At 53.2% G+C, this 11,936-nt stretch carries 9 protein-coding genes; 5 read left to right on the forward strand and 4 right to left on the reverse strand.

What is annotated here, in order from left to right; genetic code table 11:
- The first annotated feature begins 53 nt into the window (after window positions 1–53).
- Both guaB and guaA read left to right on the forward strand, forming a co-directional pair.
- A complete protein-coding gene (guaB, locus tag SPK40_RS11895; RefSeq protein WP_248141196.1) occupies window positions 54–1,517 on the forward strand; it encodes an IMP dehydrogenase in 1,464 nt (487 codons plus the stop codon).
- Window positions 1,518–1,643: 126 nt separating this feature from the next.
- Window positions 1,644–3,221, forward strand: coding sequence for a glutamine-hydrolyzing GMP synthase (gene guaA, locus SPK40_RS11900; protein ID WP_330960598.1), 1,578 nt, complete (start codon window positions 1,644–1,646; stop codon window positions 3,219–3,221).
- 127 nt (window positions 3,222–3,348) lie between these two features.
- Here guaA and SPK40_RS11905 read toward each other — a convergent pair whose 3' ends face one another.
- A complete protein-coding gene (locus SPK40_RS11905) occupies window positions 3,349–3,972 on the reverse strand; it encodes a TetR/AcrR family transcriptional regulator (RefSeq protein ID WP_330960599.1) in 624 nt (207 codons plus the stop codon).
- 255 nt (window positions 3,973–4,227) lie between these two features.
- On the opposite strand from SPK40_RS11905, the gene SPK40_RS11910 reads away from it, so the two are divergent.
- Entirely contained in the window at window positions 4,228–5,751 is a 1,524-nt protein-coding gene (locus tag SPK40_RS11910; protein WP_330960600.1) for an MFS transporter, read from the forward strand.
- A 303-nt stretch (window positions 5,752–6,054) separates the two neighbouring features.
- The gene (locus tag SPK40_RS11915) at window positions 6,055–7,611 is read left to right on the forward strand and encodes an AbgT family transporter (RefSeq protein ID WP_330960601.1); all 1,557 of its coding nucleotides are present in this window, start codon (window positions 6,055–6,057) and stop codon (window positions 7,609–7,611) included.
- Window positions 7,612–7,672: 61 nt separating this feature from the next.
- On the opposite strand, the gene fghA is transcribed toward SPK40_RS11915, so the two are convergent.
- On the reverse strand, window positions 7,673–8,521 hold the full coding sequence (gene fghA / locus SPK40_RS11920) for an S-formylglutathione hydrolase (protein ID WP_330960602.1): 849 nt from the start codon (window positions 8,519–8,521) through the stop codon (window positions 7,673–7,675).
- A gap of 14 nt (window positions 8,522–8,535) precedes the next feature.
- Complete coding sequence (locus SPK40_RS11925) at window positions 8,536–9,654, reverse strand: S-(hydroxymethyl)glutathione dehydrogenase/class III alcohol dehydrogenase (RefSeq protein ID WP_305885149.1); 1,119 nt, start codon at window positions 9,652–9,654, stop codon at window positions 8,536–8,538.
- 157 nt (window positions 9,655–9,811) lie between these two features.
- Between SPK40_RS11925 and tadA the strand changes: the two genes are divergently transcribed.
- Complete coding sequence (gene tadA, locus SPK40_RS11930) at window positions 9,812–10,339, forward strand: tRNA adenosine(34) deaminase TadA (RefSeq protein WP_330960603.1); 528 nt, start codon at window positions 9,812–9,814, stop codon at window positions 10,337–10,339.
- Between the two features lie 37 nt (window positions 10,340–10,376).
- On the opposite strand, the gene mltF is transcribed toward tadA, so the two are convergent.
- Window positions 10,377–11,867, reverse strand: a complete 1,491-nt coding sequence (gene mltF / locus SPK40_RS11935) for a membrane-bound lytic murein transglycosylase MltF (protein WP_248141190.1) — start codon at window positions 11,865–11,867, stop codon at window positions 10,377–10,379.
- Window positions 11,868–11,936 lie beyond the last annotated feature (69 nt).

Consider the following 11,936-nt stretch of genomic DNA (forward strand, 5'->3'; position numbering starts at 1 on the left):
GTCCGCAATATTTTATCCCTTCTTTAAAACCTTACATGGTGTGAGATATTGCGATGTTACGTATCAAACAAGAAGCTTTGACCTTTGATGATGTCCTGCTGGTTCCGGCACACTCGACTGTACTTCCTAACACTGCGGATCTGCGCACCCGTCTGACCAAAACTATTTCGCTGAATATCCCGATGGTGTCTGCCTCTATGGATACAGTCACTGAAGGCCGTCTGGCGATTGCGTTGGCCCAGGAAGGGGGGATTGGCTTTATTCACAAGAATATGTCAATCGAACAACAGGCACGTGAAGTGCGCATGGTGAAGAAATTTGAAGCGGGTGTGGTTCAGGAACCGGTGACGGTGAAACCTTACCAGACCATTGCTGATGTGAAGCGTCTGACCGAAGAAAACGGCTTTGCCGGTTACCCTGTGGTTGATGACAATCATGCGCTGGTGGGGATTATCACCGGCCGTGACGTTCGCTTCGTTACCGATCTGACTCAGACAGTCGAAAGCGTGATGACGCCGAAAGAGCGTCTGGCTTCTGTGAAGGAAGGGGCTTCCCGCGAAGAAGTTGAAGCAGTGATGCAAGCGCATCGCGTCGAAAAAGTACTGGTTGTGAACAGCAAGTTCCAGCTGAAAGGTATGATTACGGCTAAAGACTTCCAGAAAGCAGAGCGTAAGCCAAACGCCTGTAAAGATGAGCAGGGCCGTCTGCGAGTTGGTGCCGCGGTTGGTGCCGGTGCAGGCAACGAAGAGCGTGTGAAAGCGTTGGTTGAAGCCGGTGTGGATGTGCTGCTGATTGACTCATCTCACGGTCATTCTGAAGGTGTACTGCAGCGTATCCGTGAAACCCGTGCTGCTTTCCCTGAGCTGCCAATTGTTGGCGGTAACGTGGCGACAGCTGAAGGTGCCCGGGCCCTGATTGAAGCGGGTGTCAGTGCAGTGAAAGTCGGGATTGGCCCGGGCTCAATCTGTACCACACGTATTGTCACCGGTGTTGGTGTTCCGCAAATCACAGCCATTGCTGATGCTGCCGCAGTTGCAAATGAGTATGACATTCCGGTGATTGCCGACGGCGGTATCCGTTTCTCGGGCGATATGTGTAAAGCGATTGCAGCTGGTGCATCCTGTGTGATGGTGGGTTCTATGTTTGCCGGTACTGAAGAAGCACCGGGTGAAGTGGAACTGTATCAGGGCCGTGCATATAAATCTTACCGTGGCATGGGCTCTCTGGGTGCAATGTCTAAAGGTTCTTCTGACCGTTACTTCCAGACAGACAATGCAGCTGACAAGCTGGTTCCTGAAGGGATTGAAGGCCGCGTGGCTTATAAAGGTCACCTGAAAGAAATCGTGCACCAGCAAATGGGCGGCCTGCGTTCAAGCATGGGCCTGACCGGTTCTGCGACCATTGAAGACCTGCGCACCAAGGCTGAATTCGTACGTATTTCCGGCGCTGGTATGCAGGAATCACACGTTCACGATGTGACCATTACCAAAGAAGCTCCGAACTACCGTCTGGGCTGATATAGACAACGTTGAGACCGGTGACTGTAGTCGCCGGTCTTCGTCAACACCGACGAATTTTTCCGGAGCGGTACGCCGCTGGCTGATCGCTCCTTTTGATTGCAATAGATATTTGAGACTGCCTGAATGACCACAAATATTCATGATCAACGTATCCTCATTCTGGACTTCGGTTCCCAATACACCCAACTGATTGCCCGTCGTATCCGTGAAATCGGTGTGTACTGTGAGCTGTGGAGCTGGGATGTGGATGAGGCGGATATCCGCGATTTCAATCCGAACGGTATTATCCTGTCTGGCGGTCCGGAGAGTGTGGCGGCAGAAAACTCTCCGCGTGCACCACAATATGTTTTTGAAGCCGGTGTTCCGGTTCTGGGTGTATGCTACGGCATGCAAACGATGGCGGAACAACTGGGCGGTAAAGTTGCCGGTTCCGATCTGCGTGAGTTCGGTTATGCGCAGGTTGAAGTCATTGAACCAACGGCACTGCTGAAGAATATCGAAGATGCGGTTGCAGAAGACGGCAATGCGCTGCTGGACGTCTGGATGAGCCACGGTGACAAAGTGGTTGAGATTCCGGCTGACTTTGTGAAAGTCGCAGCCACTTCAACTTGTCCATACGCTGCTATGGCAAACGAAGCAAAACATTTCTACGGTGTGCAGTTCCACCCGGAAGTGACCCACACACGCCAGGGTCAGCGTCTGCTGGAAAACTTTGTGCTGAACATCTGTGGCTGTGAAAAACTGTGGACGCCTTCTTCGATCATTGATGATGCGATTGCCCGTATTAAAGAGCAGGTCGGTGATGACGAAGTAATTCTGGGCCTGTCCGGTGGTGTTGACTCTTCTGTTGTGGCGATGCTGATCCACCGCGCGATCGGCGACAAGCTGACCTGTGTGTTTGTCGACAATGGTCTGCTGCGTCTGAATGAAGGTGAGCAGGTCATGGAAATGTTCGGTGACCATTTTGGTCTGAACATTGTCCATGTGAATGCCGAAGAACGTTTCTTGTCTGCACTGGCTGGTGAAGCGGATCCGGAAGCCAAGCGCAAGATCATTGGTCACGTCTTTGTCGATGTTTTCGATGAAGAATCGAAGAAACTGAAAAACGCAAAATGGCTGGCACAGGGCACGATTTATCCGGATGTGATTGAATCGGCTGCATCAAAGACCGGTAAAGCGCACGTGATCAAGTCGCACCACAATGTGGGCGGTCTGCCTGAAGATATGGCGATGGGTCTGGTTGAGCCGCTGAAAGAGCTGTTCAAAGACGAAGTTCGTAAGATTGGTCTGGAACTGGGCCTGCCGTACAACATGCTGTACCGTCACCCGTTCCCGGGTCCGGGTCTGGGCGTGCGTGTTCTGGGCGAAGTGAAGAAAGATTACTGTGACCTGCTGCGTCGTGCGGATGCAATCTTCATTGAAGAGCTGCACAAAGCTGACCTGTACAACAAGGTTTCTCAGGCCTTCACCGTCTTCCTGCCAGTGCGTTCTGTGGGTGTGATGGGCGACGGTCGTAAGTACGACTGGGTTGTCTCTCTGCGTGCTGTCGAAACGATCGACTTCATGACTGCACATTGGGCACACCTGCCATATGACTTCCTGGGTCGGGTATCGAACCGGATCATCAACGAAGTCGATGGCATTTCCCGTGTTGTGTATGACGTTTCCGGTAAGCCACCGGCAACCATTGAGTGGGAATAATGTGCCACTGAACAGTGTCTGACACTTACAGGCATGAAGTATATCGAAGTCCGCTGAATAGCGGACTTTTTTTTGTTTTTATCCGGCGATATCGAAGTCTCAGTATTGTGATGAAACTTGAATATCATCATCGGAAGACACAGATGTGATTTTCGTTGTTGCGGTCAGCGCGTTGCACCAGTCGAAGACACACAGAGGTCACGTCACGCGCATACGATTCATAATTTTCCGTGTTGAGCGTAATGGCTTCATCGGTGGCACCATGCACGCCATGATAGATCATTAAGGCCGTGATGCGTGGTTGCTCCAATGTCCAGAGACCAGCTTGCATGCCTCCCTGTAGAATTCCTTCCAGTTGCGTCAGAAGAACATTTCTCTCCGGATTGCTCCGATCATGGTGATGGGTATAAACGATGTCGTGCGTACGGTAGGTCTCGACGTACACCAGCACACTGGTGTAAATCCAGGTACATAAACGCTTCTGCCAGTCATCCGGTGCACAGGCTTCAACCGCTTCTTCCAGACGATTTAAAAATCGGACGGTATAGAGCTCACCCATGGCCCCAAGCAGTTCATTCTTGGAGGTGAAGTAGTGGTAAAAGGTTCCCTTTGCGACCTGGGCAAGTTTGACGATTTCGTTGATCGTTGTTGCTTCAACACCCTTCTCCAAAAACAGCTTTTCTGCGGCAGCCATCAGTTCGTTCAGACGTACTTCAGCGGGTTTGGTGCGAGGCGTTTTTTGCTGTTTCATTGTGCTCACTTGCGGCAGTTATCAATAATCATCAGGCAGAGAAAATCCGGAGGATGCATCAGGCGATTTAGCGCGTTGGCATCGGCCGTCTGTCGGTCGATGGTATGCGATCGACTATATCGCCGCAACACGATCAGTGGTGTGTCAGTCGATTTGCCAGGCGAACTGTGGTCTGAATAAATCCATTGACCGACGGTCGGTCGGATCATAAGATGAGAATTAATCTCAATATCGATTTTTGACCGGTGGTTCGCAATGCAGAAATATCGTGTTCATGCTCTAGTTGCAGCAGCCTATCTGGGGACATTTCTTGCGACTCTGGATATCAGTATCGTCAATGTCGCGCTGCCAACCCTTCAGTCAGCGCTACATGCAGACTTGGCGGGATTACAGTGGGTGGTAAACATCTATGCGATTGCGCTGTCAGCGGTGATGTTGTCGGCAGGGCCCCTGGGTGACAGGTATGGCCATAAACGGGTGTGGTTGGGCAGTGTACTTTTGTTTGTGATTGGCTCTCTGGCCTGTGCCGCAGCCGGCCGGTTGGAAACGCTTTTGTGGGGGCGGGCGATTCAGGGCGTTGCCGGCGCATTGCTGATCCCGGGGGCGATGCCGATCCTGACGCATGCATTTACTGAACCGCATCAGCGAGCGCGTGCGATCGGAGGCTGGTCGGCATTTAGTGCGCTGGCACTCATTTCTGGCCCTTTGGCCGGCGGGTTATTGGTCGAACATTTTGGCTGGGAAAGTGTTTTTCTTGTGAATGTCCCCTTTGGCATTGTTGCCTTCATGCTCGGAGCATGGGGGATTACTGAGCGTAAGCATCCGGAACTGGCCGCATTTGATCCGGCAGGGCAGGTGCTCAGTATGTTGTGGCTGGGCATGCTCAGTTATGGTTTGATCAAAATCGGTGAGCAAGGAGCTTTATCTGATGATGTACTGGTGTCGCTGAGTATTGCGTTGGCAGGTTTCTGTGCTTTTATCTGGGTAGAGCGTCGCGTCCGGCGTTCGTTATTGCCAGTCCGGTTGTTCCGGAATCGATCTCTGGCACTTGCCAATACAGCGTCGTTTGTACTCGGATTCTCCAGTTACAGCAGCCTTTTTTTCCTGTCTCTGTTTCTCCAGCAGGCGCAAGGATACTCACCTGCGCAGACCGGGTGGCAGATGATGTCGGAATTTTCGGTTATGGCTGTGGCCTCTTTGATGTTTGGGCGCCTCGCAGCCCGTTTTTCCCTTCAGTTGCTGATGGTCGCAGGTTACACATGTGTCGGGGTCGCCTTGTGTGTCATGGTGAGCTTCACGCCGTTCACCTCATTTGGTGTTATCGCAGTGACTTTCGCCTTACTGGGGCTGGGCACTGGGTTGTCGGTCCCTGCGACTGGCATGATGGTGATGGGCGGAGCCCCGCCGAAAAGTGCTGGCATTGCTTCAGCTACTATGAATGCATTGCGGCAAACCGGCATGACAATGGGGATTGCCCTCTTGGGCAGCATCATGAGCATTCATGCTGTTCATACGTTGACGGTTGCCGGAAAAGTGGCTGGATTAGCTGACGCTGCCGAAATGGCAGAGCGGGCAGTGACAGATAACATTTTTCCGGTGCACACAGACCGGCTGGCCGAACATTATGGTTCTCTCTATCAATCTGCGATGGCAGACAGCTTTGGTTTCGTCATGTTCTGTGCAGGGATACTCTGTCTGATGGTTTCAGGCCTGCTGCTATGCTTTGCAGGCGATCGGACGACCTTGGCACCCGAGGTTATTTCTGCAAATCGGCAATAAAGTAATGGTGATTGTTGTCGGAGACAGAATCGAGCAGGTATTTTTATATTCATTTCGGTTCATATTTATTGAATCAAGGTGCTTTGATGGTGCCTTTTGGGTTGACGGCAACGCCCGAAAAGAGACGGCTCAGATGTTGGTTTAACAATCTTTTAATAAATCAATGTGTGGATAATTATTCTGTAATAATTTGTTAATGTGGGCTTTATAACTAAAAAATGCATCTGGATTAGTTTTACTGAATTATGACAATCGAGTACTCTCCAGCTTTCTACTCATTCGATTTAATAAGGAAGTACAACTATGAGTGAGCTCCTGAGCCCGGCGAAGAACTCGCGGGGCGTGATTAAGTTCATAGAACGTGCGGGACAAAAAATTCCGGATCCTGTCGTGATCTTCATGTTTCTTTTCGCCTTCATTCTGGTTCTGACAAGCCTGATTGGTGGCATGCAGTTTGAAGTGATGGGCGCCGATGGCGGTAGTGTGACTCATACTATCAAGAGCATGACGGATACTGAGCATGTTCGCTGGTTGTTTGACAATGCATTGCTGCAAAACTGGCTGGCTTTTGGCCGTGGTGTTCTGGGTGTCATTCTGATTGTGATGCTGGCTGTAGGGATTGCAGAGCATTCGGGTCTGTTGTCGGCACTGATCAAGAAAGTTGGCCTGCGCATCAGTGATCGCTGGTTGCCGTATATGGTGGTTTTCCTGGGGATTATGTCCTCGATTGCCAGCGATGCCGGTTATCTGGTGCTGATCCCGCTGGCGGGTCTGCTGTATGCCGGATTGGGTAAAAACCCATTGATTGGTATGGCGGCGGCCTTTGCCGGTGTTTCGGCTGGTTTCAGTGCCAACCTGATCCCGGCGACGCCTTCTGATGTGATTCTGGGCGTGAACGCCCGTATTTTTGCAGAAGCACAGGGCGTTCCGTTCACAACGGCCAGCGGTGAGCCGCTGAACCCGGCAACCATGCACTATTACTTCATTTTTGTTTCGACCATTGTGCTGACCGTGATTGGTGGCTGGATCACCAACCGCTTTATTGCCCCGCGTTTGTCTTCAATGGACTATCAGCTGCCGGATGATCTGAAACTGGATGATTTTCAGCTGACGGATCGTGAGCAGAAAGGTCTGCGGATGGCTGGTCTTGGCCTGCTTGCGGCGCTGCTCGGGATTTACCTGCTGGCAACCGGTCCGCTGGCGTCTTATACCAATGCAGCCGGCCGCGAAGTCACACCATATCTGGACAATGTCATTCTGCTGATCTCTTTTGTGTTTGTCGTTGTGGGTCTGTGCTACGGCATTACCACGCGGAAGTTCAAGTCTTTGCAGGATGTCGTGACAGCGATGGTGAAACAGATGAACACCATGGGATACATCCTGGTGCTGACCTTCTTTTGTTACAACTTTCTGGCGATGCTGAGCTATTCCGGTTTGGGTACTTACGTCACTTACCTGGGGGCGACTTTCCTGAGTTCACTGGGGTTACAGTCGTTCCCGATTGCGCTGATCATTGGCTTTATTCTGACGACTGCATTCATCAACCTCTTTGTGGGCGGGATGACCTCCAAGTGGATGCTGCTGGGACCGATCTTCGTGCCGATGCTGTATCAGGTGAATCCAAACATGACGCCGGACATGGTGACGGCGGCCTTCCGTGTCGCGGACTCTGCCACCAATATCATCACACCAATGATGACCTATGCCGGGGTGATTCTGGCCTTTATGCGGAAGTACAAACCTGAACTGAAGTTTGGGGATGTGATCAGCATGATGGTGCCTTACTCCGCTGCATTCCTGGTGTTGTGGTCGGCGTTGCTGGTGATCTTCTTTGCCTTTAGTCTGCCACTGGGTTTCTAAAGCGAAGAAATCATCAGACTCTGAATGGTTACGCCCGGCTTGATGCCGGGCGTTTTTCGATTCATGGTCTGAAATACTGGGCATGAAATCGCAGGTGGTCTTCGATGAAACTGGCTATGAAGTAATAGCTGTGATTATAGTCGGGTTGCATGCGCAGGTTAATCGGATAGTCTGCCTGTTCGGCGGCCTTCAGCAGGGCGCCGGGTTTGAGCTGGTGGCTGAGAAATTCATCCGCGGTTCCCTGATCCACCAGTACCGGCAGATGGGGTGTACTCAGGGCGAGCAGCTCACAGGCATCATACTGTTGCCAGACGACGCCATCATCCGGACCCAGATAATTCGCAAAGGCTTTCCGGCCCCAGGGGGTCTTTATCGGATGGCTGATGGGGCTGAAGGCAGATACAGAGGTGTATCGTAATGGATTGCGCAATGCGATCACCAGTGCGCCATGGCCGCCCATGGAGTGCCCGGCAATCGCCCGCTGCTGCGTGACCGGAAACTGTGCTTCGATCAGCGCGGGCAGTTCATCGGCCACATAGTCATACATCTGATAGTGCTGCTGCCAGGGGGGCTCGGTGGCATTTACATAGAAACCGGCCCCGAGGCCGAGGTCGTATGCCTGTTCAGGATCATCCGGAACTTGCTCGCCTCGCGGACTGGTATCCGGTGCAACAATGGCGATGCCCAGTTCGGAAGCGACCCGATGCGCCCCCGCTTTCTGCATGAAATTTTCATCGGTGCAGGTCAGGCCCGACAGCCAGTAGAGCACGGGCACTTTTTCTCCTATTTCTGTCTGCGGCGGAAGATAAATGGCAAAGCGCATCGTGCACTTCAGATCATCTGACACATGCCGCCATTGCTGGTGCCAGCCGCCAAAGCTTTTGTTGTTGCTGACAAGTTCGTTCTTCATGCCATCCTCACAACTCAGTAGTGAATGACGGAACGGATACTCTTTCCCTGATGCATCAATTCGAATGCCTGGTTGATGTCCTCCAGCGGCATGGTGTGCGTGATGAAATCATGCAGCTGGAATTCATGGTTCAGATATCGCTCGACGATATCGGGTAGTTGTGTCCGGCCTTTCACGCCGCCAAAGGCTGTCCCGCGCCAGACCCGGCCGGTGACTAATTGGAAAGGACGGGTCGAAATTTCCTGTCCGGCTCCGGCGACCCCGATGATCACCGACTCGCCCCAGCCCTTATGGCAGCACTCCAGTGCTGCACGCATGACCTTCACGTTGCCGATGCATTCAAAAGAGAAGTCGACGCCGCCGTCCGTCAGTTCAACGATCACGTCCTGAATGGGCTTGTCGTTTTCGTTGGGGTTGATGCAGTCTGTCGCGCCAAATTTTTTTGCCAGGGCAAATTTATGTTCGTTCACATCAATCCCGATGATGCGCGAAGCGCCGGCCATGGTTGCCCCGAGGATGACCGACAGGCCGATACCGCCCAGGCCGAAGACTGCCACGGTATCGCCCGGATGCACTTTGGCGGTGTTGAGTACGGCGCCCATGCCGGTGGTGACTCCGCAGCCCAGCAGGCAGATCTCTTCCAGTGGCGCCGCCGGATTGACTTTGGCCAGGGAGATTTCGGGCAGCACGGTGTATTCCGAGAAAGTAGAGCATCCCATGTAATGGAATATCGGTTCACCGTTCAGAGAAAAGCGGGTCGTGCCGTCCGGCATCAGGCCTTTGCCCTGGGTGTCGCGTATTTTCTGGCAGAGGTTGGTTTTGCCGGATAAACAGAACTTACATTCGCCGCATTCCGGTGTGTAGAGGGGAATCACATGGTCCCCAACCTGAACCGTGGTGACCCCCGGGCCGACTTTTTCGACAATACCGCCGCCTTCGTGACCGAGGATGGCCGGGAATATTCCTTCCGGATCTTCACCAGACAGCGTAAAGGCATCGGTATGGCAAACTCCGGATGCCACAATACGAACCAGCACTTCCCCGGCTTTGGGAAGCTCAACATCGACTTCTTCGATGGTCAGAGGCTGGTTGGGCCCCCAGGCGACTGCAGCCCGGGATTTGATCGTTTCCATGGCATGCTCACTTTGTCATTGTCATGATTCATATAAAGTAGGTGAGAATTACGCGTTGTGCCTAATGTGGAGCCTGCCGGATTGCTGGACGATGCTGGTGGGCGTGAGGCGCATCGCTTATAATCCGACGCCCCGGAAGTCACAGCAGAGAACCAAAGTGAGCGACACAAGCAGTCAGGACGAATTTTTCATGCAGCGGGCCATTGAGCTGGCGGGCAGGGCAGAAGCCGAAGGTGAAGTGCCGGTCGGGGCTGTGGCTGTCCTCAATGGTGAAGTGATTGGTGAAGGCTGGAACCGCTCGATTGGTCAGCATGATGCCACGGCGCATGCCGAGATCATGGCGTTACGTCAGGCTGGTCAAGTGCTGGCTAACTATCGTCTGCTGGATGTCGTGCTCTATGTTACCCTGGAACCTTGCCCGATGTGTGCAGCGGCCATGGTGCACAGCCGGATTGGCCGGGTGGTATACGGCGCACCGGATCCCAAAACCGGTGCAGCGGGCAGTGTGATGAACATGCTCAGTTATACCGGGGTGAATCATCATGTGGCGTTTCAGGGTGGGATGCTGGAAGATGCATGCCGTCAGCAGCTGCAGGCCTTTTTTAAACGGCGCCGTGCCGAGAAAAAAGCACTGAAACAAGCCAGCCGGCTTGCAGAACCGCAGGACAATCATCAGGAAGATTAAATGCCGGGTGGCCTGGCAGCCCCCCGGTCGGGGTTGATCAGCGACTCACGTTTTTTTGAGGCTGGGTGTTTTCGATCACGGCTTCGATAGCATTGTCTGCCGCCTGCTCAAGCAGGGTCGTCCCGTTGTCATTCGTTTCAACCGGGGCAATGGTCTGCCAGTCGTCAACCAGCCGGATCCCTTCACTGTTCAGGGGCTGGCTGTGTGCCTGTTCATAGCCGATGATGCTCTGATAGTACCGGCGGATATTTTCCACGTAGAGCAGGGCTTCATCACCGCGTGCGTAACCATAGCGGGTCTGGCGGTAGAACTTCCGCTGGCGCAGTAACGGCAGCCGCTGTTTGACATCACTCCAGGCGTCCGGGTTACCCCCTTGCTTCTTGGTCAGACGACGGGCATCCATCATATGGCCATATCCGACATTATATGACGCCAGCGCGAACCAGACTTTTTCATGCGGTTCAATGCTGTCCGGGATTCGGGCGATCATTTTTCTCAGATATTCCGTTCCCCCGCGAATACTTTGTTCCGGATCCAGACGGTTCTGGACACCGACTAATTTCGCGGTTGGCAGTGTCAGCATCATCATGCCGCGGACACCTGTCGGAGAAACGGCCCTCGGGTTCCAGTGCGATTCCTGATAAGAAAGCGCCGCCAGCAGGCGCCAGTCAAACTCGTCGGCGTACTTTTTGAAGATACTTTCCCAGCGCGGCAGTTTACTTTCCAGAGCGCGCAGAAATGCCCGGGTATCGACATAGTCGAACTGATCGACATGGCCGAAATACTTTTCTTCCAGTTTCGCCAGTTCGCCGCTCTGTTTGAGCTCGCCGAAAAATTCAATCAGCAGCGCATACAGGCTGTCGTCATTGCTCGGGTTCAGGAACCAGCCGATCGGCTGATCATCGGTCAGTTCCAGCGCAACGGCGATATCCGGATGAATCCGCTGGCTCAGGGCAACATCCACAGAATCAGCGACGGTATAATCCAGTTCGCCGACAGCGACTTGTCTGAGCAGCTCTTCGCTGTCGACTTCATCAACGGCATGCCAGGTCAGGGCCGGGTGATCTTTTTTGAGCTCCAGCAGGTTCTTTTCATGGCTGGAATCCCGCACGACAACCAGCTGGCCTTTATTCTGGGCCAGATCGTCGACATCACGCGGGCGCCACTCCCCTTTCTTATAGACCAGAATCTGACTGGCATAGTAGTAGGCGGGTGCCGCACGAAAAGACCGGACCCGTTCCGGTGTCATGGTCAGCCCGGCGGCGAGCAGATCGACATCGCCGCGGGTCAGGGCCGGGAACAGACCTGAGAGAGAGAAGACCGGCTGCATTTCCAGTTTGACGCCTAACTTGTCGGCGAAACGCTGGGCAAGGTCATAGTCCAGTCCGGTCGGGCCGTCCGGACCAATGTAGTAGGAAATCTGATTGTTGAGTGTCCCGACGCGGAGGACGCCACTGTCGCGGATCCGTTCCAACTCTGTGCGGGTGTCATTTTCCCACTGACATCCCGATAATATCAAGCTTGTCAATAAGATAGCGACCAGGTTCCGCAGTCTGGCGGAAAAAGCTAACCGTCTCAATAATTCATGCTCATCTGT

This window comes from Photobacterium sp. 53610 (genome assembly GCF_036409375.1).
In the GTDB taxonomy this organism is placed as follows: domain Bacteria; phylum Pseudomonadota; class Gammaproteobacteria; order Enterobacterales; family Vibrionaceae; genus Photobacterium.